18 protein-coding genes and 1 tRNA gene are annotated in these 20,966 nt (G+C 69.2%); 11 read left to right on the top strand and 8 right to left on the bottom strand.

The annotated features are described in order from the left end of the window. Positions 1 to 1,316: RICIN domain-containing protein (locus tag QMG73_RS11995; RefSeq protein ID WP_309299459.1), on the top strand; the 1,316-nt coding region annotated here is incomplete at its 5' end. A gap of 87 nt (positions 1,317 to 1,403) precedes the next feature. On the opposite strand, the gene QMG73_RS11990 is transcribed toward QMG73_RS11995, so the two are convergent. Further along, positions 1,404 to 2,777 (bottom strand): MFS transporter, encoded by a 1,374-nt coding sequence (locus tag QMG73_RS11990; protein WP_281894668.1) that lies wholly within the window; start codon positions 2,775 to 2,777, stop codon positions 1,404 to 1,406. A gap of 110 nt (positions 2,778 to 2,887) precedes the next feature. On the opposite strand from QMG73_RS11990, the gene QMG73_RS11985 reads away from it, so the two are divergent. Next, positions 2,888 to 5,626 carry an ATP-binding protein gene (locus QMG73_RS11985; protein ID WP_281894667.1) on the top strand — a complete coding sequence of 913 codons (2,739 nt, stop codon included), beginning with the start codon at positions 2,888 to 2,890 and terminating at the stop codon, positions 5,624 to 5,626. Here QMG73_RS11985 and QMG73_RS11980 read toward each other — a convergent pair. From QMG73_RS11980 to QMG73_RS11965, 4 genes are all read right to left on the bottom strand, one after another. Then, positions 5,606 to 6,163, bottom strand: coding sequence for a hypothetical protein (locus QMG73_RS11980; RefSeq protein ID WP_281894665.1), 558 nt, complete (start codon positions 6,161 to 6,163; stop codon positions 5,606 to 5,608). The two genes, QMG73_RS11985 and QMG73_RS11980, sit on opposite strands and share 21 nt — an antisense overlap. A gap of 10 nt (positions 6,164 to 6,173) precedes the next feature. Further along, on the bottom strand, positions 6,174 to 7,178 hold the full coding sequence (locus QMG73_RS11975; RefSeq protein ID WP_281894663.1) for a helix-turn-helix transcriptional regulator: 1,005 nt from the start codon (positions 7,176 to 7,178) through the stop codon (positions 6,174 to 6,176). A 158-nt stretch (positions 7,179 to 7,336) separates the two neighbouring features. Next, entirely contained in the window at positions 7,337 to 7,675 is a 339-nt protein-coding gene (locus tag QMG73_RS11970) for a hypothetical protein (protein ID WP_281894660.1), read from the bottom strand. Beyond that, on the bottom strand, positions 7,675 to 8,055 hold the full coding sequence (locus tag QMG73_RS11965) for a hypothetical protein (protein ID WP_281894658.1): 381 nt from the start codon (positions 8,053 to 8,055) through the stop codon (positions 7,675 to 7,677). The genes QMG73_RS11970 and QMG73_RS11965 overlap by 1 nt, the downstream gene beginning before the upstream one ends. A 414-nt stretch (positions 8,056 to 8,469) precedes the next feature. Between QMG73_RS11965 and QMG73_RS11960 the strand changes: the two genes are divergently transcribed. Continuing rightward, entirely contained in the window at positions 8,470 to 8,883 is a 414-nt protein-coding gene (locus QMG73_RS11960) for a hypothetical protein (protein ID WP_281894656.1), read from the top strand. 16 nt (positions 8,884 to 8,899) lie between these two features. Here the strand turns inward: QMG73_RS11960 and QMG73_RS11955 are convergent, their stop codons facing one another. After that, positions 8,900 to 9,517 carry a hypothetical protein gene (locus QMG73_RS11955; protein ID WP_281894652.1) on the bottom strand — a complete coding sequence of 206 codons (618 nt, stop codon included), beginning with the start codon at positions 9,515 to 9,517 and terminating at the stop codon, positions 8,900 to 8,902. 189 nt (positions 9,518 to 9,706) lie between these two features. Then, positions 9,707 to 9,783: transfer RNA gene (locus tag QMG73_RS11950), tRNA-Leu, on the bottom strand. 108 nt (positions 9,784 to 9,891) lie between these two features. On the opposite strand from QMG73_RS11950, the gene QMG73_RS11945 reads away from it, so the two are divergent. The 7 genes from QMG73_RS11945 to QMG73_RS11915 all read left to right on the top strand — a co-directional run bounded on the left by QMG73_RS11945 (position 9,892) and on the right by QMG73_RS11915 (position 16,885). Next, entirely contained in the window at positions 9,892 to 10,509 is a 618-nt protein-coding gene (locus QMG73_RS11945; protein ID WP_281894651.1) for an ANTAR domain-containing response regulator, read from the top strand. 7 nt (positions 10,510 to 10,516) lie between these two features. Next, positions 10,517 to 11,689 (top strand): sialidase family protein, encoded by a 1,173-nt coding sequence (locus QMG73_RS11940; RefSeq protein WP_281894648.1) that lies wholly within the window; start codon positions 10,517 to 10,519, stop codon positions 11,687 to 11,689. Positions 11,690 to 11,917: 228 nt separating this feature from the next. Beyond that, positions 11,918 to 13,072, top strand: a complete 1,155-nt coding sequence (locus tag QMG73_RS11935) for a branched-chain amino acid ABC transporter substrate-binding protein (RefSeq protein ID WP_281894645.1) — start codon at positions 11,918 to 11,920, stop codon at positions 13,070 to 13,072. A gap of 63 nt (positions 13,073 to 13,135) precedes the next feature. Further along, complete coding sequence (locus tag QMG73_RS11930) at positions 13,136 to 14,077, top strand: branched-chain amino acid ABC transporter permease (RefSeq protein WP_281894644.1); 942 nt, start codon at positions 13,136 to 13,138, stop codon at positions 14,075 to 14,077. Between the two features lie 37 nt (positions 14,078 to 14,114). Further along, positions 14,115 to 15,260: a branched-chain amino acid ABC transporter permease gene (locus QMG73_RS11925; protein ID WP_281894642.1), complete on the top strand. Its 1,146-nt coding sequence runs from the start codon at positions 14,115 to 14,117 to the stop codon at positions 15,258 to 15,260. Beyond that, the gene (locus tag QMG73_RS11920; protein WP_281894640.1) at positions 15,253 to 16,185 is read left to right on the top strand and encodes an ABC transporter ATP-binding protein; all 933 of its coding nucleotides are present in this window, start codon (positions 15,253 to 15,255) and stop codon (positions 16,183 to 16,185) included. The genes QMG73_RS11925 and QMG73_RS11920 overlap by 8 nt, the downstream gene beginning before the upstream one ends. Then, positions 16,175 to 16,885 (top strand): ABC transporter ATP-binding protein, encoded by a 711-nt coding sequence (locus QMG73_RS11915; RefSeq protein ID WP_281894638.1) that lies wholly within the window; start codon positions 16,175 to 16,177, stop codon positions 16,883 to 16,885. Before QMG73_RS11920 ends, QMG73_RS11915 begins: the two co-directional genes overlap by 11 nt. Before the next feature lie 90 nt (positions 16,886 to 16,975). On the opposite strand, the gene QMG73_RS11910 is transcribed toward QMG73_RS11915, so the two are convergent. Next, the gene (locus tag QMG73_RS11910) at positions 16,976 to 17,773 is read right to left on the bottom strand and encodes an SAM-dependent methyltransferase (protein ID WP_281894636.1); all 798 of its coding nucleotides are present in this window, start codon (positions 17,771 to 17,773) and stop codon (positions 16,976 to 16,978) included. Positions 17,774 to 18,034: 261 nt separating this feature from the next. Here QMG73_RS11910 and polA point away from each other — a divergent pair, with 261 nt between their 5' ends. After that, positions 18,035 to 20,722, top strand: coding sequence for a DNA polymerase I (gene polA, locus QMG73_RS11905; RefSeq protein ID WP_281894634.1), 2,688 nt, complete (start codon positions 18,035 to 18,037; stop codon positions 20,720 to 20,722). Positions 20,723 to 20,966 lie beyond the last annotated feature (244 nt).

Raw genomic sequence — 20,966 nt, 5'->3', positions numbered from 1 at the left:
CCTACTACGTGCTCACCTCCCGCCACAGTGGCAAGGCGATCGACGTGTACAACCTGGCGACGAATGATGGTGCGCCGATCGTGCAGTGGGCGCGCAATGACGGTAGCCAGCAGCAGTGGCAGTTCGTGTCGGTGGGTGGTGGCTATTACCAGGTGAAGTCGCGGCTCAGTGGCAAGGTGTTGCAGATCGCGTCGGCTCAGGATGGTGCGCAGCTGACTCAGCAGGCGTCGAGCAGTGACACGAAGCAGCATTTCGGTGTGACTGATTCTCCTGATGGTCACGTTCAGCTCGTCAATCGGCACAGTGGTAAGGCGTTGGATGTGTGGGAGTGGTCCACTGCGGACGGTGGGCGGATCTCGCAGTACACCGACACCGATGGCACCAACCAGCAGTGGATGATGCACAAGATAGGCGGTTCCGCCGCGCCGTACTCGAACGTGCCCGACGGGTTCGCGCAGGGCACCACCGGCGGAGCCGGCGGGCAGACGGTCACCGTCACCACCCAGGCGGCGCTCAACCAGTACGTGACGGCGACCACCCCGTACGTCATCCGGGTGGCTGGCACCATCAACATCAGCCCCAAGGGCACCGAGCTGCGCGTCGCGTCCAACAAGACGATCATCGGTGTCGGTACCAGTGGGCACATCGTCGGTGGTGGCTTCTTCCTCGCGGCCGGGGTCAGCAACGTCATCATCCGCAACCTGACCATCCGCGACACCCTGATGCCCGACGACGACCCGGGTGACGACGCGTACGACTACGACGCCATCCAGATGGACACCGCCAACCGCATCTGGATCGACCACAATCGACTGTCCAGGATGAACGACGGGCTCATCGACAGCCGCAAGGACACGACCAACCTGACCGTGTCGTGGAATCACCTGGTCGAAAACAACAAGACCTTCGGCATCGGCTGGACGGAGAACGTCACCGCGCGGATGACCATCCACCACAACTGGTTCCAGAACACCCGGACGCGCAACCCCAGCGCGGACAACATCGCGAGCGCGCACTTCTACAACAACTACCTGCAGAACTGCGAGGCGTACGGCAACTACGTGCGCGGCTTGACCAAGGCGGTCATCGAGAACAGCTACTTCGAGAACGTCCGCAACCCGTACTACGTCGAGGCGGGCGAGCTCGTGCAGCGCGGCAACATCACCGTCAACAGCCCGTGGGACTCCGGCAAGGTCACGTCGAAGGGGTCCGCGTTCAATCCGAGCAGCTTCTACTCGTACACGCTCACACCCGCCGCGAACGTGCCAGGTCTCCTGCGGACCTACGCCGGGCCGCAGGCGAGCATCGGGCTCTGAGCCCTTCGCGCGGTGGCGGATCGCCAGATCCGCCACCGCGCGAGCATCCCGGCCGCCGCCGGGTGAGGAGGCGGGCGCGGGCGCCGATCAAGGAAGATCGCGTTGATCAAGGGCAAATGCACGCGGTTTAGCGATCCAACCACGTGCGTTCGCCCTTGATCGGCGAGAAGAGGCCGCCGCGGGCGGCGCGGGCGGCGCGGGCGCCGGCGGCGCGGGCGCGGGTGGGGATGGGGATGGGGTGGCGCGGCGGGCTAGGGCGATCACCGCGCCGAGCGCGATCGTCAGGAGCGCGGACGCCAGCAGTGTCGATTGGGCGCCGATCGCTGTCACGACAGGGCCGCCGGCGAGGGTGCCGAGCGCGGTCGACGGCAGGGTGATGGCGGTGCGGGTCGCGAGTACGCGGCTGAGGGCGTGCGGCGGGCTGGTGCGCTGAAACAATGCCACGCAGATCGCCGTGAACGGGCCGTAGATGAGGCCACCGATCGCCAGTCCGACCAGCCCGGCCCACACAGCATGGGTCAGCGCCATTGGCAGCAGGGCCGCGCCCCAGCCGATGATGATTCCGATGACCACTGTGGACAGGCGTCGGTCGCGGAGCAGGCCGGCACTCAGCCCGCCGAAGATCGCCCCGACGCCGAACGCGGTCCAGAAGGCGCCGAGCAGCACCGACGAGCCGCTCAGATCGTGGGCGACGTAGATCGGCAGGGCCACCTCGACCGGCCCGTACAGGAAGAAGAAGACGCAGGTGACGGCGAGCAGACCGAGCAGCCTGGGCTGCCGGAAGACGATCCGCCAGCCGGCGACCGACGAAGGCGAAGACGAAGGTGCCGACGAGGCTGGTGCTGTCGCCGCGCCACGCCGGGCGACCGCGGTCGCGCAGCTGACCGCCAGAAACGCGAAGCTCGCCGCGTCGACGCCGATCACCCACCCCGGGCCCGCGAACGTGGTGACGATGCCCGCGAGTGCCGGGCCCACCACGATCGCGGCCTGGTTGAACGTCGAGACGAGCGAGTTGCCGGCGATCCGGTCACCGTCCGGCAGCACCTCGGCGATCAGCGTGTACGTGCCGGAGCTGCCCCAGGCGTGCAGCAGCGACGACGCGGCCAGCAGCAGCACGTACCCGGTGGGGGCGAGCCGGTCGGACACGGCGAGCACCGCGATGGTTCCGAGCGCGAGTGCCCGTAGCGAGGCGTCGATCGCGACCAGCGCGGCGCCGCTGAAGCGCCGTACGAGCCGGCCGAACAGGGCCGCGCCGAGCGTGGCGGGCAGCGTGTACGCGGCCACCGCCAGGCCGGTCCACACCGCCGCCTGGTCCGCGGGGGCGATCTGCACCGCGAGCCAGGCCACCGCGACCATGCTCATGCCGTCGCCGAGTGCCGATACCGCCAGTCCGGGGAGGATCCGGCGCAACAAGGGCTGGTTGAGCGCGGGTCCGAACGACTTCCTGTACCTGGTCAACATGCTGGTAACTCTTCCGCCGGCACGCACGCCGCGAATCCGTGGCGACCACGGAAACCGGCCACGGATCGGGGCACGGATCACGCGCTGAGCAGGTACGGGACAATGGGGGCGTGGCGGCGACGGTGGAGATCTCGGCTCGGGAGGCCGAGGTGCTGGAGCTGGTCGGGCAGCATCTCAGCAACGCCGAGATCGGGGCACGACTCTATATTTCGGTACGAACCGTCGAGAGTCACGTCTCGTCGCTGCTGCGCAAGCTGGCGGTGCCGGACCGGCGGGCGCTCGCCCAGCACGCGGCCGAGCTGGCCCGCGCCGACCGGTCCCGGCCCGCGGCGGTACTGCCGGCTCCGCTGACCTCGTTCGTCGGCCGGGTGCGGGAACGCGCCGAGCTGACCGAGCTGATCAAGGCAAACCGGCAGGTGACCGCGGTCGGGCCCGGCGGAGTGGGCAAGACCAGGCTCGCGTCGGCGGTGGCCGCGGCGGCGGCCGGCGAGTACGCCGACGGCGTCTGGTTCGTCGACCTGGTGCCGGTCGCCGACCCCGGCATGGTCGCGGCGGCGATCGCCGGGGCGCTGGGCCTCGGCGAGCAGCCGGGCCGGGGCATCGACGAGTCGGTGGTCGCCGCGCTCGCGGACCGGCAGGCCTTGCTGGTACTGGACAACTGCGAGCAGGTGCGCGATGGCGTGGCGCTGTTTCTCGAACGGCTGCTCGCGGCGTGCCCGCGGCTGACGGTACTGGCGACCAGCCGCGCCCGACTGATGGTCCCCTTCGAGCGGGTGTACGCGGTTCCACCGCTGTCGCTGGCCGGCGACGGCGAGTCCGACGCGGTCGCGCTGTTCATGGACCGGGCGGCGGCGGTGGGCTGGCCGCCGGACCCGGTGGTGCGCGACCACATCGCCTCGCTCTGCGAACGGCTCGACGGCATGGCCCTGGCGATCGAGCTGGCCGCGGCGCGGTGGCCCTCGCTCGGGCTGGATGGCCTGACCGCCGCGCTGTCCGACCCGCTGCGGATGCTCGCTGGCGGCTCCCGCGCCGATGAGCGCCACCGGTCGGTACGGGCGGCGCTGGACTGGAGCGACGCCCTGCTGGAGGCGGACGATCGCGCCCTTCTGCGTCGAGTGTCGGTTTTCGTGGCGCCGTTCACCATCGAGGCGGCGGCGGAGGTGACCGGCTCCGAGAGCGTCGTCGTCGCCGACGGGCTGGCCCGGCTCACCGAGCAGAGCCTGCTGACGGTGACGACCGCGCCGAGCGGCACCGCCTACCGGGCGCTCTCCACCATCCGCCAGTACGGGATGGAGCGCCTCACCACGGCTGGTGAGCTGGCCGACGCCCGGTCCCGGCACCTTCGCTGGTGCCTCGCCACCGCCGCCGACCTGGCAGCGCGGCGGGAAGACCGGCGGGCCCGCTTCGACCTGGCGGCCGATGATCTCCGCGCCGCCCTCGCCTGGGCCGCCGACGAGCCGGCGCGGCGTGCCGACGCGCACCGGCTTGCCACGCACCTGGCGGAGCTGGCGTTCGGGCGGAACCTGATCGGCGAGTCACAGCAGCGGTACGAGCAGGCGGCCGCGCTCGCCGATGACCCGGCCGCCACGGCGTCGATGCTGCGGCACGCCGCGGCCGTGGCCGGATGCCGGCTGCGCGGCGATGACATGTACCGCCTCCACCGCGCTGCCGCGGCCGCCGCCCGCCTGGCCGGAGACGCCGCGGGCGCCGCCGTCGATCTGGCGACCGCGGCCACCAACGCGTACCGGTTCTCGGGCAAGTTCGTGCGGATCCCACCAGACGACGAGGTGACCGCCCTCATCGACGAGGCGCGGGAGCTGGCCGGCGGCGATCCGGCCGCTCAGGCGGCGGTGGCGCTCGCCGAGGCCGGTGTACTCAGCGACGCGTTCGGCGCCGCGCAGGGCCCGGCCGACAACGACGTACCGCTGACGACCGCGCGCGCCGAACGAGCCGTCGAGCTCGCACGGCGTACGGGCGACCCGCTCGCCGAGTCGGCCGCCCTCGACGCGCTCCTCGGCGCCCAGTGCTGGGGCGGCGACACGTTCGCAGCGGCGGCCACGGCCCGGCGCCGGGTCGCGCTGCTTTCGTCCACACCAGACAGTCCAGCCAGGACACACGAGCTGATCGACGCGCTCGGCATAGCCGCGGAGGCGAGCCTCGGCGCGGGAGACCTGCCGGGCGCCCGCCGGTGGGCCCGGCAGCTCGCCGACCATCCGCTGCTCGCCGAGGTCGGTCACCGCGCCACGAGCTGGCTGCTGGTGGCCGACGCGCTGGCGGGAGAGGACGGCGAGGCGCTCACCGTCAGCGTCCGGTTCCTCGAAGCGTGGCAGCGAGCGGGCTCCCCACCCATGTCGTTCCTCGGTCCGGCGGTGGCCGGTGTGGCGGCGCTGCACGGCATTCGGGGCGACGACGACGCCCAGCGCGAGTGGGGCGCAATACTGGAGCGGCTCGGCACCTCGCCGGCGCAGACGCACGGCTACGGCGCGGTCTTCGACGCGCTCGTCATGCTCCACCGTGGACGGCCGGATGAGGCGCTGGCACGGCTGGCGTCCGAGCCCGGCGACGTGTGGCGATGGGTCACATGGATATGGCTGCACTGGTATGTGGCGTTGCGCGCCGAAGCCAGCGTGCTCGCCGGAAGCGCCGACGCCCGCGAACGCCTGGCCGGCGCTCGCGAGGTCGTAACGGGGAACCCGGTCGCCACCGCCATTGTGGAGCGTGCCGAGGCGCTGCTCGACAAGGACCAGAAGCGGGTGCTCGCGACCGCCTCGGCCTTCGACGCCGCCGGCTGCCGGTACCAGGCCGCGCGAACCCTCACGCTCGCGGCGTCAGGAAACGGGCAGCTCTAGGCAGGAGCCGCAGAATCCGTGTGGGTCCGGTTCCGGTGCCTCGTCCTCGACATAGAAGACCGGCTTCATGACGAGCGGGTCGTCGGTGGGGATCGGTTCCATCGTGGCGGGTCCGTCGTCCCGAAACGTCACGCGGACGCAGGCGATCCGGTCGCGGAGGGTACGCATGGCGCACACTCCCACCTCGCCTTCGGGCTTGGTGCGGAAGACACCGGCGAACGGGGTCGGCCCGTTGGGCTCGTAGCTCACTACGAGGTGCGAATAGGCGAACGCGATGGAGAAGGGATCCGGTGAGAAGACGACCAGTGCGAACCTGGAGTCGCCCAGAGACGGCGCGCACGGCGTGACATTGCCGCGAAGCGCGGTCTGCTTCTCGTCGATGCTCGTCTCAATCCCGGTAAACTGGCCGGTCGCGCAGTACGCCGGGGGCCAGGGCTGGGCGGCCTGCGCCGGCGACGCTGTGCCGAGCGTCAACGCCAGGATCGTCATGAGCGCGGCCGCGGCGCTGATGACGGGCCGCACGAGCGGGTGTGACACGAAAATCTCCTCAGGCTTCCTTGGTATCGCTGTCGCCGTAACGCGGTGGTTGGGGTGCGGCGCCGGCCGCACCGAGCAGCAGCGCGAGCTGGAAGCGGTTCTCGACTCCCAGGCGGTCCATCAGGCTCCGCATGGTGTATGCGACGGTGCGGACGCTGAGCCGCAGTTCCTGCGCCGCGGACTGGTCGGTGTATCCCATGGCGAGCAGGTGCACCAGTGACTGCTCGCGGTTACTCAGGTCGATGGGTGGTACCCCCTGCTCCCGTGGATCCCTCCCGTCGGCCCACAGCCGGTCGAACATGCCCGCCAGAGCCCGCACGACCTCCGCGTCGGCGACCTCGACATAGCCCTTTTCGAGGTCCAGAGGGTCGCTCGGGAGGAACGCGACCCGCCGATCAAAAATCATCAACTTCAGCGGAAGCGTCTGCAGCTCCCGGTACATCCCGCCGGAGCGGCCGAGCGCGGTGGCGTACGCGCTCGACCGGTCGCCGTCGCTGGGCGGCCGGCCCAGCACGCGCAGCCGGATGCCGCGCGCCAGCATGCTGTTGTCCAACGGCAGGGCCGCGGCGGTCGACTCGGCGTCGAAGACCTCTTCGGTGTTGATCGCCAGATGCTCGTGGCGTTCAGCGGCGATGAGGGTCGACGCTCGCTGCCTGGCGGTGGCGCGAGTCGGCCACCGCCGCACCGAGGCATCCTCCAAGGCCATCAGGCCCACCCCGCTGACCGTCGTGATGTGCCGGCGCCACCGTTCGAGAGCCGAGTCGGGCGTGCGGCGCTGCCGCAACGTGTGGAGAACCCGATCCAGCGCCACCGCCTCCCACACCAGACCATCCTTTGAGCAGTACCCGGCGTTCGCGGCCGTGCGGACGGGCCGAACCGCTTCCACGGCCGCGAGCTCGTCGAGCGCGCGACTCACCCGGCGCTGGGACATGCCCAACTCCCGGGCGAGCCGTGCGACCGTGTGGGGCCCCATCATCGACAACGCCCGATAGCCGAGATCGGCATCCGGTGTCATCCCCCACCTGGCCAGCCTGGGAACAACCTCCGTCGACAGCCTCAACGGACCCCCCTGTCGCGACCCAGTCCTGCCCCCTTGGCGAAGACAGGAGATCATCTTTAGTTACACCTGTGAAGACCAAGCCCTCAGGCTTGCATGATCCTGCAATCGGCGGCTCAGGGCCGCTGCTCACCCGCGCCGACGGGTGTGGCGGTCCGCCCGGCCAGCACCGCGGCGAGGAGCAGCAGGAAACCCGCGACGGTGCCCGCTCCCGAAGCCCAGTGCAGGAGTTCCCTCTGGACGAGGATCTCCTCCAGGCGCGCGAAGTCCGGCGGGTTCGCGTCCATCCTCTCGATGTGCTCTGACCAGAGGATCGACCCGGCGAAGGTCGTGACGAGGACGGCGAAAGCGGAGATCGCCAGCCATGCCGCCTGGCCGAGTCGACGCCGGTACACGATGGCCGCCACCAAACCCACGCACACGCAGGCCGTGGGCGCGTAGCGCATGATGGTCATCACGGCTGGCTCACCGGCGGCGTCGCCGTTCCCAGCCGGCCGCGGAAGACCGCGGCGGTCACGAGGATCAATCCGGCGAGGTACAGCCCCGTCAGCATGATGTTCACCGACTCGGTCAGGCGCAACGTGATGTCCAGCCCGGCGGGGCGGTATGACGAGTCGGGTTTGATCGGGCCATAGAAACGCGATAGCAACCACAGCGTCCAGGCGACCTTGCCGGCGCCGGCCAGCGCGAGAAAGGCGCAGCCGCCGATGGCGGAGGGGGCGGCGGCGCCGAGGCGCCGACGGACGGCGATCATCAACGCCAGGCCGCCCAGTAACACGAGCGCCTCGGGCAGCATCGGTAGTGCGAACTGCGAGACCTGGTCCCAAAAAGCCATACTCGGTCACTGTAGTGAGGCCCGGCAATACGCGCTGCCCTTGCTCCTATGAAGCGATGCCCGGAGCACCTCAAGTTCAGGATCGGGTTTTGAGCTGCCGCGATGCCCGTCGCGGGCGAGACCGTCGCTCCCGCGGCCTCACCCGCCGCCGTCGCACGACCAACCCCGACGAGGGCGGGTCGTGTGCCGCGGACGGTGAGGCCGCGGGAGCGACGGTCTCGCGCACGGCGGACGCCGCGGTAGCTCAAAGATTCTGACCCTGACCCTAAAAGGTCTTTTAGCCCGGCTCGCTGGCGTCCGTGGCGGTCCATAGTGGACCGCTCGAACTCGCGGCCCTCATGACCACGCCGCATTCCTCACTCGGGTGTGTCTCACGCGATGCGGGCCTGAGCCAGTGTGGAACACTCGTCGGGCATGCCCCCCAAGACATCGATCGCCGCGGTAGCCGTCGTGTTCGCCCTGGCAAGCTGCGGGCGCGGCGCATCCGAGCCGGAACCGGCGATCCCGACTGCCTTCGCGAGCGCGGGAGAATTGGTCAAGGCGCTGGACGCCAACGGGTTGTCGTGCGGCACGGTGCACAAGGACACGACGCCGGCGACCCCGCCCGTGACCTCCCGGGTGGAGTGCGGGCGCAGCATCATCACGGTGTACGCCGACTCGGCGTCGGCGCAGGCGGAATTCGACGAGCTGGCGAAGGTCCTCGCGCCCTTCGGCACGCCGCTGTCCATGGCTATCGGGTCCAACTGGACGGTCAACGGCGACGACGAGTACGTGCGCAGCGTGTCGTCGAAGTTCGAAGTCGCGTACCGCACGAACGCGAACCGATGAGATCTTTTCTCTTGACTTACGCGTCGAACGGGTTGTCGTACCACTGGATCCACCGTTTGTAGGCGTCCCAGTCAGGTGCCTTGGTCGGCGCTTCCCGTTGCCAGTCCACGGTTACGCGGTATCCGCGTGGAATGGTCTTCCAGTACGTGGCCTGCCACGGGACCAACTTTTCCCATCGTTCGCTGCCGGGCACCACAGCCCACAGAGTGTGCTGCCGAAGGTGGGAAGCCACACGATCGCGATCGAGGCCCAACACCTCGACTTCATCGGGATCAATGCCGGCCGACTCGTCAAGGAAGCGGCTCCAGTCCGGCTTGGTCACAGCCTCCCAGCGCGCGCCGCCGCGTGCGGTCATCCCATACGACATGCCCGACTCGAAGCCGTGCAGCGTCGCCTCGATCTCGGATCGGTGCAGGAATCGACCCAATTCTCCGTGGTCGCCACTGCGCTGCGGCCTGCGGGCGTTGATGAACCCGCCGCGAAAGAGCCGATCCATCATGTCCAGCAGGGCGTCCGGATCCAACCCATGCCCTGGACGGTTCAGCGCCTCATCCAGATCTTCCCAGAGCAGCCACTCCAGAGGGACCCGGCCTGTGACCACGACATCCAGCAGCCAGAATTCCGCCTCATCCATGGACACCAAGCCCGCTTCGTCGACACCCGTCGGCCGGCCTCACCGGCGGGCAGTGGACTCGATTCTCTCATTCATGCGGATCATGATGGCATCGCCGCGCAATGGCCGGCAAGCGTGGACACGGTACCGCTCGCGCCGACCCCCACGCGGCCGCCGGTTGATATCTTTGCAGGCCAGGTGGCCTTTGGGTGGTGCCCCCGGTGGGATTCGAACCCACACTGTCGGAGGTTTGAGCTCCGTTCCTCTGCCGGTTGGGATACGGGGACGTTACAGGCCGGGTCTGGGGATCGGCCGGGACCAGACTACCTACTACGCTGAGAGCGACGACATCCGACTGGCGGGGTGTCGAGGGAAAGTGCGAGGGGTAGGGCTACGTGGCCGAGACGCAGGCGGGTGGCGAGCGCAGGCGGGTGCTGATCGCCGAGGATGAGGCGCTCATTCGGCTTGACCTGGCCGAGATGCTCGTCGAAGAGGGCTACGACGTGGTCGGCGAGGCCGGAGACGGCGAGACCGCGGTGCGCCTGGCCGAGGAGTTGAAGCCGGATCTCGTCATTCTCGACATCAAGATGCCGATCATGGATGGCCTGGCGGCGGCGGAGCGGATCGCGGGCGAGCGGATCGCGCCGGTCGTGATCTTGACGGCGTTCAGCCAGCGTGACCTGGTGGAGCGGGCTCGGGCGGCCGGCGCCATGGCGTACCTGGTGAAGCCCTTCCAGAAGAGTGACCTGGTGCCGGCGATCGAGATCGCGCTGTCGCGATACCAGGAGATCGCGGTGCTGGAGTCCGAGGTCGCCGGGCTGACCGACCGCCTGGAGACCCGCAAGGTCGTCGAGCGTGCCAAAGGCACGCTCATGACGACCTACAGCATGACCGAGCCGCAGGCTTTCAAGTGGATCCAGCGGACGGCGATGGATCACCGGATGACGATGCGCGAGGTCGCCGAGCGCATCCTGGCCGAGACGCCGGAGAACCCGCCGGCCGACGCCGGCTGAGGCCCTCGTGACGCGGCGGGGGGTTGCGGCGGCGTTCGCCGTGGTGCTGGCCGCTGCCGGCTGCGGGTCTGAGGCCAAGCCCGAGCCCGAGCCCGAGCCGGCGGTACGCGCGGCGTGGTCGGAGCTGACGCTGCCGATGCCCGCCGGAGCGGCCGGGCGGTTCCTGCCCCGGGCCGTCGCCGCGTGTGACGGCAAGTGGTACATCGTGGGCGCGACCGCCGGGGCCGACGGCGCGACGCAGCCGGCGGCGTGGGTGAGCACCGACACGCAGACGTGGACCGCGCTCACGATTCACGCCGACAGCTACTACGGCAAGCAGAACGTGATCTACACGGCGGGCTGCCGCGAGGGCAGGCTGGCGGCGGTCGGCGGCAAGGTCGGTGGCGCGCACGGCAACCCCCGGGTCAGCACGTGGCACCAGCAGCCGGACGGCTCGCTGATAGAGGTGAAGGCGCGGTTCGAGCTGTACGGCGGGCCGGTGGCGATCAACGTCTCGCGGATGGCGGCCGGCCCGAAGGGCTGGATGATCACCGGTAACAGATATAGCGGTGCGGCGGTCTGGACGTCGGCGGACTCGGCCAAGTTCGAGATCTTGGAAGACGCGCCGGAGCTGTCCAGTGACGACCGAGGCGAGACGTGGGCGGCCGACGTGGTCGCCGTTCCCGATGGCTGGCTGGTGGCGGGCGGCATCATCCTCAGCGGGCGCACCGACCGCGATCCGATGGCCTGGCGCTCGGCCGACGGCGTGACCTGGCAGCGCACCGCGGCACCCGGCGAGGCGGAGTACGACGAGTTTCAGCGGGCGGCGGTGTCGGGCGACGGCACCGCGTACGCCGTCGGGCTGCGCGGCCTGAAGTTCGGCGCCTGGCGGCTGGAGGGCGACAAGTGGCAGGCCCGGGCGCGCTTCGGGGCGTCCAGCGGTCGCGGTGTGCTGTCGGTGAGCGGGCTGACGGCCACGGGCGAGCAGCTCGTGGCGTCGGTGTCCGATGGCGCCCGGTACGTGTTGTGGCTGTCGCCGGACGGGGGCGCCTCCTGGCGGGTCGTCGAGGCGCCCGCGGCGATGCCGTCGGGTGCCAGCCAAGCGGTGTCCGTATTCGCGGCCGACGGTCGCCTGCTGCTGCTCGCAGACGACGGCCAGGCGGGCCGGGTCTGGCGCTCCGCGACCCCGCTACCTGGTTAAAAGGCCAGACGAATAAGGAGCGATTCCGCCTTCGGATGTTACGGGAGGGGGCACGTTGGCGCTCGTGTTTGTAACGGTTTCGCAAGTGCCAGCCGTAGGACTTCCGACATCGGTGTGAGGGCCAGTACGCTCCGCCATCACGAGCCGCAATGCAGGCGGTGGTTCCGCGCCGGGCAACAGCCCGTGTGATGCTATTCGCCGCCTGTCTCTGGAGGAGGTCAGAAAGCCGTGAGGCGAAAGTATGTACGGGCGCTCGGGGGCGTCGCCCTGGCCGCGGCCATGGTCGCCGCCGTCGGTTGCCAGGACTCGGGCGGTGACGACAACGCGTCCGGCGACGGCACCTGTGGTGGCAAGATCGCGATCTTCGGCGCGTTCACGGGCCCGAACGCCGGCCTGGTGATTCCGTCGCTCAACGGCGCCAAGCTGGCTGTCAAGCAGCACAACGCGGAAAACGCGAACTGCCAGGTGACCATGCAGGAGTTCGACACCCAGGGCGCGGCCGAGCAGGCCACTCCGATCGCCAACCAGGTCGCTCAGGACCAGTCCTTCACCTCGGTCATCGGCGGTCACTTCTCCGGCGAGTCGAAGGCCACCATGCCGACCTACGAGGCCGCTGGCCTGGTCATGGTGAGCCCGTCGGCGACCGCCACCGAGCTCACCGCCGCGGGTAACAAGTCGTTCCACCGGGTCGTCGGCAACGACAGCACCCAGGGCGCGGCCGCCGCTGTCTACTTCAAGAACACGCTGAAGTCGCAGAAGGTTTTCGTGATCGACGACGGCAGCACCTACGGCGCGGGCATCGCCAGCGAGGTGACCAAGGGCCTCGGCTCGCTGGTGGTCCAGAGCGACAAGGTGCAGACCGACCAGACCAACTTCGACGCCACGATCTCCAAGGTCAAGGCGGCGCAGGCTGACGCGATCGCCTACGCCGGTTACACCAACGAGGCGGCGCCACTGCTCAAGCAGCTGCGCGCGGCCGGCGTGACCGCCAAGTTCCTGGGCTTCGACGGCCTGTACGACCCGGCGTTCCCGAAGGGTGCCGGTGCCGGCGCCGAGGGCGCGATCGTCACCTGCCCGTGCCTCCCGGCGGCTGAGGCCGGCGGCACCTTCTCGGCCGACTTCGAGAAGGAGTACGGCGAGGCGCCCGGCTCGTACGGCGCTGAGGGCTACGACGCCGCGAAGGTCCTGCTCGACGGCTACAAGGACGGCAAGACCACCCGCAAGGAGCTGCTGGACTGGGTGAACGCCTACGACAAGCAGGGTGTTTCGAAGTACATCAAGTTCACGGACACGGGCGATGTCGACCCCTCGAAGGTCGTAATCTGGGCCTACGAGATCAAGGGTGGCGCCATCACGCCGCAGTCGGAGATCAAGCTCAGCTGAGCGTCATGACCGTAGACGGCCGGGGGAGAACCCCCCGGCCGTCGCGGTATGAAGGGGATTTTCGTGGACTTTGATGCTCTGTTCGGGCACCTCGGCCAACACACCGTGGACGGGTTGTCCAAAGGCTCCATCTACGCGCTCGTCGCACTGGGATACACGCTCGTCTACGGCGTGCTGCGACTGATCAACTTCGCGCACTCCGAGGTCTTCATGATCGGCACCTTCACGGTGGTCGGCACCTGGAGCGTCCTCGGCGCGACCGACTCGCCCGCGATCGGCACGGTGATCCTGCTGCTGCTCGCCGGCCTGGTCGCGGCGGCCGCCGTGTCCGGCGCCACGGCCGTCGCGGTGGAACGCGTCGCGTACCGGCGGTTGCGGCGCATGAACGCCCCGCCACTGATCTTCCTTATCACCGCGATCGGCCTGTCGCTGGTGCTGTCCGAGGCGTTTGGCATCTGGCAGGGCCGGTTGGTCAAGGGCATGCCCACCGTGATCGAGCGGTCGGTGCTCTTCACGATCGGCAACACCGAGGTCACCAACGTTCAGGTCATCACGGTGCTCGCGGCACTGATCATGATGTTCGGCCTCGACGTGTTCATCAACCGCACCCGCTATGGCCGGGGCGTGCGGGCGGTGGCGCAGGACCCGGACACCGCGGCCCTGATGGGCGTCAACAAAGACCGGGTGATCGCGCTGATCTTCCTGCTCGGCGGCCTGCTGGCCGGCGCCGCCGCGCTGCTCTACTGCGTCCGTTACGGCAACACCCGGTTCAACGTCGGCTTCGTGCTGGGCCTCAAGGCGTTCACCGCCGCTGTGCTCGGCGGCATCGGCAACCTGCGCGGCGCGCTGCTGGGTGGCCTGCTGCTCGGCGTCGTCGAGGTGTACGCCGCGACGCTCACCTCGTCGGCGTGGGAAGACGTGGCGGCGTTCGTCGTGCTGGTCGTCGTCCTGCTGTTCCGGCCGACCGGCCTGCTCGGAGAGTCACTCGGGAGGGCACGAGCATGACATCCCTTCGCTTGGTGGCGGCTGCGGGAGGCGGCGCATGACCGAGACACTTCGCCAGATCAACGAGCGCCGGCGGCACGTCACCGGTGGCATCGGCGAGCGGTGGCGGGCGTTGCCCAAGTGGCAGCGCGCGATCGGCATCCTCGCCTTCGTCGGTTTCCTGTACTACCTGCCACTGCTCGGCATCCCGGGGCTGACCTGGTTCCGCACCGACTCGATCCCGCAGGGCAACAACTGGGCCGGCGTGCTCTTCCTCTGCGCCATCTACGTACTGGTGGCGTTCGGCCTGAACATCGTCATCGGCCTCGCCGGCCTGCTCGACCTCGGATACGTCGGCTTCTTCGCGGTCGGCGCGTACAGTGTGGCGCTCTTCGGATCCACGCAGTCGCCCGTGGTCGAAGGGCTGCAGAACCGGTTCGGCCTGTCGCAGGACTGGGCGGTCGCCTGGGCGATCTGCCTGCCCCTCGCGATCCTCTTGACGATGATCTCGGGTGTGCTGCTGGGCTGGCCGACGCTGCGGCTGCGCGGCGACTACCTGGCCATCGTGACCCTCGGATTCGGTGAGATCATCCGGATCATCGCCCGCAACTCCGACTGGACCGGCGGGCCGCAGGGCATCGCCGCCATCCCGGGTCCGCAGGGCGCGCCGTCCCCCGACAACGAGATCTTCGGCCTGATCGACGCGAAGCCCTGGTACTGGCTGGTGCTGTCGGTCGTGATCCTGATGGTGTTCGCGGTGCGCCGCCTGGAAAACAGCCGGGTCGGCCGGGCCTGGCTCGCCATCCGCGAAGACGAAGACGCGGCCGCCGTGATGGGCGTGTCCGGGTTCAAGTTCAAGCTGTGGGCGTTCGCCATGGGAGCCGCCCTCGGCGGGCTCTCCGGGTTCCTGTTCGCCAGCCGGGGCGGGTTCATCGAGCCCACCCAGTTCAGCGCCCAGCTCTCCATCCTCTTCGTGGCGATGGTGGTGGCCGGTGGCGCCGGCAACATGGCCGGCGTCGCGCTCGGTGCGTTCCTCCTTGCCTACCTGCCCGAACGATTCCGCGACTTCTCCCAGTACCGCACACTGGTGTTCGGTGCGGCGCTCGTGCTGGTGATGCTCTTCGCGCCGCAGGGCCTGATCCCCAGCCGGCGAAGGGCGCGGGAGCTGAAGGACCGAGCGAAGGAGGCACCGGCCAATGTCTGATACCGAAGACCTGGTGTCCTTGCCCGAGTCGGAGGCGCCGACCCGCACCGACCTGCTGGTGGTCGACCATGTCACGCTCCGGTTCGGCGGCGTGGTGGCGCTCGACGACGTCAGCTTCGAGGTGCGCCGCGGCGAGATCCTCGGGCTGATCGGTCCGAACGGCGCCGGCAAGACCACCTGCTTCAACGCCATGACAGGGGTCTACCGGCCCACGTCCGGCGAGGTCCGGTTCGACGGCGACCGGGTGTCCGGCCGCAAGCCGCACCAGATCAACCGGCTGGGAATCGCCCGGACGTTCCAGAACATCCGGCTCTTCCCGGAGATGACGGCGCTGGAAAACGTCATGGTGGGCACCGACTCGCAGCACTTCACGAGCGTGCCGGGCGCCCTCTTCCGCCTGTACCGCAAGCGCCCCAAGCCCGAGGAACTGCCGGTCGTCGACAGCCACAACGGCCTCGTGCGGGCGTGGCAGCAGACCCGGCTCGTGTTCGCCAAGGTATTCGGGATCTCCCGGCACACCCTGGAGGAGCGGGCCGGCGAGCAGAAGGCGCTGGCTCTGCTGAGGTTCGTCGGCATCGCCGACCGGGCCAACGAGCTGGCACGCAACCTGCCATACGGGTACCAGCGGCGGCTGGAGATCGCCCGGGCGCTCGCCACCGAGCCCAAGCTGCTCTGCCTCGACGAGCCGGCGGCCGGGTTCAACCCCGCGGAGAAGGAGCAGCTGCTCAAGCTGATCCGCGACATCCGCGACAAGGGATACACCGTGTTGCTGATCGAGCACGACATGCGCCTGGTGATGGGCGTGACCGACCGGATCGTGGTTCTGGAGTTCGGTAAGAAGATCGCCGAGGGCACACCCGCCGAGGTGCGGGACAACCCGAAGGTGATCGCCGCGTATCTGGGGGTACCAGCCGATGCTTCTTGAGATCGACAATCTGACCCTCCGGTACGGCCGGATCGAGGCGCTGCACGGCATCAGCATCACGGTCGGCGAGGGCGAGATCGTGGCCCTCATCGGCGCGAACGGCGCGGGCAAGACCACCACCATGCGGGCCGTCTCCGGCCTGCGCCCGGTGGCCACCGGCACCGTCCGGTTCGCGGGTGAAGACATCACCAACCTCCGCGCCGACCTGCGGGTCATCCGGGGCATCTGCCAGTCGCCCGAGGGCCGGGGCATCTTCCCCGGCATGACGGTGCTGGAAAACCTCGACATGGGCGCGTACACCCGGCGCGACACGGCCGGCATCGCGGCCGACCTCGACCGGGTGTTCGGGCTGTTCCCGCGCCTCGCCGAGCGGCGCAAGCAGGCGGGCGGCACGCTCTCGGGCGGTGAGCAGCAGATGCTCGCGGTCGGGCGCGCGCTGATGGCACGGCCGAAGCTGCTGCTGCTCGACGAGCCGTCGATGGGGCTGGCGCCGATGGTGATCCAGCAGATCTTCGAGATCATCACGGAGATCAACCAGCAGGGCACCACGATCCTGCTGGTCGAGCAGAACGCGCAGCAGGCACTCTCCCGCGCCCACCGCGCGTACGTGCTGGAGACCGGCAAAATCGTCCAGGAGGGCACCGGTCAGGAGCTGCTGACCGACAGCCGAGTGCGCGACGCGTACCTCGGCGTCGCCTGACGCTGTTCGTCGCGTGAGGGCCCGGCGCGCGCCGGGCCCTCACGCTCTTAGAGCCTGGTAAATAACCCCAGCGGGTTATTTACCAGGCTCTTACGGCTTGCGGGCCACCCCGGCGAAAGACGACACCATGCCGCCGACCTTGTCGTCGTCGGCGCGCCAGCGCGCCGGATCCACCAGACCAGGATCGACCAGCTCCAGGCCCGCGAAAAATCCAGCTATCTCGTCGTGCGTGCGCATCGCGACAGGATTGGCTTTCGTGTACCGCTCAGCGGCGGCCTGCTGCTCCGGAGTGAGCGTCTGCGGGGGCGTCGTGACCTGCGAAAGCGCCAGGTAGCTACCCGGCACCACCGCGTCCATCAATTTGGTGATCATCGTGGCGGGCGCGTCAGAGTCGGGGATAAAGTGCAGCACCGCGACCAACAGCACCGCGACCGGCTCCTTGAGGTCGAGCGCATCATGCAACTCCGGCATGGCGAGCACGCTCTCGACGTCACGGACGTCTGCCTGGACCACCGTCACCTGGTCGTCTTCGGCCACGATGGCCCGGCTGTGCGCGACCGCCACCGGGTCGACGTCGACGTAGACCACCCGGGCGTCGGGCGCCACGCTCCGGGCCGCCTCGTGCACGTTGCCCACGGTGGGGATGCCCGAGCCCAGGTCGAGGAACTGGCGGATGCCGGCACCCGCGAGATACTCCACCGCGCGGCGCAGGAAGCCGCGGTTGGCATGCGCGGCCAGCCGCACCTCCGGGGCCACCGCGATCACCTGCTCGGCCATCTGCCGGTCGACGGCGAAGTTGTGAAGGCCGCCCAGCATGTAATCGTAGATGCGAGCAGGGCTCGGCCGATCCAGGTCGACCTCTGGCGGTGCCCACGCCGGCCGGTCCATCCGCGCCTCCTTCGATGAATGGGAACCCGGCCACCCTAAAGCTTCCCCGCCCTCCACGCGCCCCCTTCCGCGCGCCGCGCCGCTCCGTGCGCCGCAGCGCCCCCCTTTTCGTCGATCAAGGGCGAATGCACGTGGTTGGATCTCTTTTTCGCGTGTATTCGTCCTTGATCGATGGAGATCTCCTTGATCGACGACGCCGGCGCGCCGCGCCGGCCCGGTGGGGCGCGGGAGTGTCGGTGGGTCGGACTAGAGTCGCTATTTGTGACAGAAACGAAGCCGCGCCTGCTCCTGCTCGACGGTCACTCGCTCGCTTACCGGGCGTTCTTCGCCCTGCCGGTGGAAAACTTCTCCACACACACCGGGCAGCCGACCAACGCGGTCTTCGGGTTCACCTCGATGCTGATCAACATGCTGCGCGACGAGCAGCCGACGCACATCATCGTGTCGTTCGACGTGTCGCGGCAGTCGTTCCGCACGGAGAAATACGCGGAATACAAGGCCGGCCGGTCGGAGACACCGGCACCCTTCCAGGGGCAGGTCAGCCTGGTCAAAGAGGTGCTCGACGCGCTGCGGATCCCGGTCGTGGAGAAGCCCGGCTACGAGGCCGACGACGTGATCGGCACGCTGACCAAGCAGGGCCGCGAAGCCGGCATGGACGTGGTGATCAGCACCGGCGACCGCGACGCGTTCCAGCTGGTCGACGAGCACGTGACCGTGCTCTACCCAGTGCGCGGCGTCTCCGAGGTCTGGCGGATGACTCCCGAAGCGGTCGAGGCGAAATACTTCGTGCCCCCCTCGCAATACCGTGACAAGGCGGCCCTGGTCGGCGAGACCAGCGACAACCTGCCGGGCGTGCCGGGCGTCGGCGACAAGACCGCCGCGAAGTGGATCAAGGAGTACGGCGGGCTCGAAGGGGTCATCGCCAACGCCGACAAGATCAAGGGCAAGGCCGGCGACAACCTGCGCGCCCATCTGGCCAGCGTGATGCGCAACTACGAGATCAACCAGCTCGTCTGCGACCTCGAGCTGCCGCTGCGCCCCGAAGACGCGCGCTGGCAGGGCTGGGACCGGGAGGCGGTGCACCAGGTCTTCGACGCGCTCGAGTTCCGGGTCCTGCGCGAGCGGTTGTACCAGTACCTCGACGCCGTCGAGCCGGAGGCCGAGGCCGGGTTCGAGCTCGACGGGTCCGTCCTGTCCGGCGGTCAGGTGGCCGGCTGGCTGGAGTCGTACGCGCCCGCGGGGGCGCCGATTGGCGTCGCCGTGGCCGGGCGGTTCGGCCGGGGTACGGGCGAGCTGATCGGTGTCGCGCTGGCCACCGCCGACGGTCCGGCCGCCTGGTTCGACCCCGCTGAGCTCGACGAGTCAGACGAGGCCGCGGTCGGCGCCTGGCTCACCGACCCCGAGCGGCCCAAGGTGATCCACGACAGCAAGCCGGCGCTGCTCGCGTTCCGGGCACGCGGCTGGGAGATGCGTGGCGTCACCCGCGACACGGCGATCGCGGCCTACCTTGCCCGCCCCGACCAGCGCACCTACGACCTGACCGACCTGGCGCTGCGCTACCTGCACCGCGAGCTGCGGGTCGACGCGCCCGAGACCGGTCAGCTCACGCTCGACGGCTTCGGCAACGATGGCGAGGTCGAGCAAAACCTGATGCTCCGCGCCCGGGCCACCCTCGACCTGGCCGGCGCGATCGATGCCGAGCTGTCGCGCGACGGCGAGCTCTCCTTGGAGCTGATGGCCGACGTCGAGCTGCCGCTGGTGGTGGTGCTCGCCGAGATGGAGCGCACCGGCATCACCGCCGACACCGAATACCTCTCGGGTCTGGAGAGCCACTTCGCGGCCGAGGTCAAGGCGGCCGCCCAGGCGGCGTACGCGGTGGTCGGGCGGGAGTTCAACCTCGGCTCGCCCAAGCAGTTGCAGGAGATCCTGTTCGGCGAGCTTGACCTGCCCAAGACCAAGCGCATCAAGAGCGGCTACACGACCGACGCCGACGCGCTGCAGGGCCTGTTCGCGCAGACCGGTCACCCGCTGCTGGAGCACCTGCTGCGGCACCGCGACGTCGCCAAGCTCAAGTCCACTGTCGACGGTCTGCTGAAGTCAGTGTCCGACGACGGTCGCATCCACACGACGTACTTCCAGACCGTCGCCGCCACCGGCCGCCTCTCGTCGACCGACCCCAACCTGCAAAACATTCCCATCCGCACCGAAGAGGGCCGGCGGATCCGGCGCGCGTTCGTGGTCGGCTCCGGCTACGAGTGCCTGATGAGCGCCGACTACAGCCAGATCGAGATGCGCATCATGGCCGACCTCTCCAAAGACGAGGCGCTGATCGACGCGTTCAACTCAGGCGCCGACTTCCACGCGGCGACCGCGTCATCGGTGTTCAGTATCCCCCTCACCGAAGTCACAGCCGACCACCGCCGCAAGATCAAAGCAATGAACTACGGCCTCGCGTACGGGCTCTCGGTCTACGGCCTGTCACAGCAGCTCGGCATCCCGACCGAAGAAGCCCGCGCCCTGATGGACGAGTACTTCGAACGGTTCGGCGGCGTACGCGACTACCTTCACGCCGTCGTGGCGCAGGCTCGGCAAGACGGCTACACCCAGACCATCCTCGGCCGCCGCCGCTACCTGCCCGACCTGATCAGCGACAACCGGCAGCGCCGCGAGATGGCCGAACGAATGGCCCTCAACGCCCCGATCCAAGGCTCGGCCGCCGACATCATCAAGGTAGCGATGCTCCACGTCGACAAGGCACTACGCGGCGCCGGACTGCGCTCGCGGATGCTCCTCCAGGTCCACGACGAGCTGGTCTTCGAGGTGGCAGAGGGCGAGCGTGATGCGGTCGAGGCGCTGGTGCGGCAGGAGATGGGCAACGCCTACCCGTTGTCAGTCCCGCTGGAGGTCTCGGTAGGCGTAGGCCAAGACTGGAACAGCGCCGACCACTAACTCTCGACTACCCGCGCCACCCCACCTCCCATACCCACCGCTCCACGCCGGGCCGCGCTCCCGCGCCGGCCGCCGCGCCTTTCGCGCGCCGCGGCTTCGCGCTCTGCGCGGCTTCGCGCCCTGCGCGTCGATCAAGGGCGAATGCACGTGGTTGGATCTCTTTCCGCGTGCATTCGGCCTTGATCGATGGACTTGTCCTTGATCGACGGAGCGAGGGGCGCGCGGACCGATGCGCCCAGCCTGG

Origin of the sequence: Phytohabitans aurantiacus, assembly GCF_027923225.1 — a bacterium.
GTDB lineage: Bacteria > Actinomycetota > Actinomycetes > Mycobacteriales > Micromonosporaceae > Phytohabitans > Phytohabitans aurantiacus.
This window is presented reverse-complemented; position numbering and strand designations above follow the sequence as displayed.

Coding starts and splice junctions, on each gene's coding strand:
- QMG73_RS11990 (WP_281894668.1), bottom strand. CDS start 2,777: ATGTTGACCAGGTACAGGAAGTCGTTCGGACCCGCGCTCAACCAGCCC.
- QMG73_RS11975 (WP_281894663.1), bottom strand. CDS start 7,178: ATGACACCGGATGCCGATCTCGGCTATCGGGCGTTGTCGATGATGGGG.
- QMG73_RS11970 (WP_281894660.1), bottom strand. CDS start 7,675: ATGACCATCATGCGCTACGCGCCCACGGCCTGCGTGTGCGTGGGTTTG.
- QMG73_RS11965 (WP_281894658.1), bottom strand. CDS start 8,055: ATGGCTTTTTGGGACCAGGTCTCGCAGTTCGCACTACCGATGCTGCCC.
- QMG73_RS11960 (WP_281894656.1), top strand. CDS start 8,470: ATGCCCCCCAAGACATCGATCGCCGCGGTAGCCGTCGTGTTCGCCCTG.
- QMG73_RS11955 (WP_281894652.1), bottom strand. CDS start 9,517: ATGGATGAGGCGGAATTCTGGCTGCTGGATGTCGTGGTCACAGGCCGG.
- QMG73_RS11925 (WP_281894642.1), top strand. CDS start 14,115: ATGACCGAGACACTTCGCCAGATCAACGAGCGCCGGCGGCACGTCACC.
- QMG73_RS11920 (WP_281894640.1), top strand. CDS start 15,253: ATGTCTGATACCGAAGACCTGGTGTCCTTGCCCGAGTCGGAGGCGCCG.
- QMG73_RS11915 (WP_281894638.1), top strand. CDS start 16,175: ATGCTTCTTGAGATCGACAATCTGACCCTCCGGTACGGCCGGATCGAG.
- QMG73_RS11910 (WP_281894636.1), bottom strand. CDS start 17,773: ATGGACCGGCCGGCGTGGGCACCGCCAGAGGTCGACCTGGATCGGCCG.